Origin of the sequence: Halapricum sp. CBA1109 (assembly GCF_009741825.1) — an archaeon.
In the GTDB taxonomy this organism is placed as follows: domain Archaea; phylum Halobacteriota; class Halobacteria; order Halobacteriales; family Haloarculaceae; genus Halapricum.
The window spans coordinates 1-1885 of record NZ_WPCA01000244.1 but is presented as its reverse complement, the minus strand read 5'-3'; the positions used below and the strand labels follow the sequence as shown (position 1 = coordinate 1885).

General features: G+C 60.7%; 1 protein-coding gene and 1 pseudogene. Both read left to right on the top strand.

The window, feature by feature from the left end; genetic code table 11:
• Positions 1–70: 70 nt before the first annotated feature.
• A pseudogene (locus GJ629_RS15655) lies at positions 71–763 on the top strand (hypothetical protein); the annotation flags it as partial.
• Between the two features lie 228 nt (positions 764–991).
• Positions 992–1453 (top strand): hypothetical protein, encoded by a 462-nt coding sequence (locus tag GJ629_RS15650; RefSeq protein WP_157513834.1) that lies wholly within the window; start codon positions 992–994, stop codon positions 1451–1453.
• Positions 1454–1885: the final 432 nt, after the last annotated feature.

Genomic DNA, 1885 nt, shown 5'->3' with positions numbered 1-1885 from the left:
CCAATCGGTTCCACCCGGACTATGGAGACGAAGCAGTATGCCAAGCTCAAGGACTTAGGAGCGGGAAGTCAAGGAGGATTATGGGCGACGGCTCCACACCTGCGATGTCACCGCGTCACGGCGTCCTCGGACGGACGACAATGGCGGACCCCTCCCGCCCGTCGATCACTTGGACGAACTGCTGTCTTCATGGTCGGCCGTTGCTCGGGAGCTACGGCGGTCGCTGGAGGGGCGGCGATGGGAACGGCTCGCCATTCTGGAGCCGCACAAGAGCGGCTACCTTCATATCCACGTCGCGGTGTTCGTCGATGGGAAGGTGACAAAGGACGATTTCGCTCCGGTAATCGACGCACACCTTCGGAACTGTGAATTAGCCGGAGAGGACGCGCATGATGTGGCGGCCGATGATGTGGTGTCTGTTCGGTGGGCCGGCAGTGATCGGGAGGACGCCGACGCCGATCACCTGGACGAACTCGCGATCTACCTCGCGGAGTACCTCGGGACGTACGGTGAGGACCCGCTAAAACAACCGGAACACGTCCAGAAAGCCAACACAGTCCTGTGGGCGACGGGTCGGCAGCGATGGCGTCCGTCGAACGGTGCCCAACAGTACATGGCGACGGAGCGGAAGCCACCAGACCCGAACTGGGAGTTTATCGGCGTCGAGGACGGCAGCGGGGAGTTGCATGAGGTGGAAGGGTCCGGTGGCGGTGTGACTATGATCCCGACGTGGGTCCCTGATAGGGGGGACCCGCCCCCATAGGCCGGTGTCAACTTTTCGAGCCGTCGGGGTAACTACCACCGATGAAAGGAGGTAGTATACACTACGTGTATACTATACACTCTGAGAGGGCTTAGAGCGGGGCTATAGCCGTCGAAAACGCCGGATATAGCTGGATTGTTGGGCCGGTGTCCGTGGGCCGTATCGGGGACGTAGCTGTGACGTACGTCCGGCGTGTCTATTATGTAGGTGGTCGGGGAGAGTACCTGTATGGCGGTTCCATCGGTGTCTCATCGGAACTGGTGTCGGCTCCAAGGTATCACGCAGTTCGTGATCGGCACGACCTCGGTCCATCCGGGTGAGTTATCATTTGCCGATCAACTCCGGGCGTGTGTTGACTACGCCGACGGTGTTCGGCACAACCTTCGGAACGACGACCTCGGAGGGTACACTCACGCCGAGCTGCGGACGCCCTATACGTTCGAGAACGATTCGACTGGGCGTGATCGTCCCCACCGGCCGGAGGTGCCGGAGGAGTTGATGGACGATCTCGTTGAGGCACTGAACAACGAATACCCTGAACTGCCGGTAGAGGACATGGACTTCAACAAACAGATGGACTTACTGCTGGACCCGCTGGCGAAGTACTACCGGAAACTGGACTGCTATCTCAGCGTAAACACTTCAAGCGATGAGGACGTGGAGGGTGACAAGGAGGCAGCTAATCAGTAAGTGATCGAAATCGGGTGTAAGGGCACCCGAAAAGGCAGCTTGCACCTGAGCAAGCATCGCACGGACATGCTGTGTGGTTACCGTGCATTTGCCCTTACGCCGCGCTGTGCAAAGTGTTTGCCGCTCCCTGGACAGACCGGACTTGCCAAGCGAAAGCCCGTGAGCGGCCGCTGTCGGCCGCTCACCGGAACGTGGAGGTGGGTGGGCGCGTCGGAGGGCGGGAGTGAGGGTAAAGGCCGGCCCTCGGCGGAGGGCCGGAACTCGTGTGGCGGTAGCTGTCGGCGTCGATCACGCCGACGTGGAGGGTCGGCATGAGCGGGTCTGCCGAAACTGGCGGCGACTCTCGGCTATCCAAGACTAACCCGGCAGACCACGAAAACCGGGAGCATGGGCCGTCTTCCCGGGAATCTCTAAAACAACCCCTCACAGACC

Bases quoted from the DNA above. Each gene is read 5' to 3' on its own strand.
- GJ629_RS15650 (WP_157513834.1), top strand. From the start codon at position 992: ATGGCGGTTCCATCGGTGTCTCATCGGAACTGGTGTCGGCTCCAAGGT.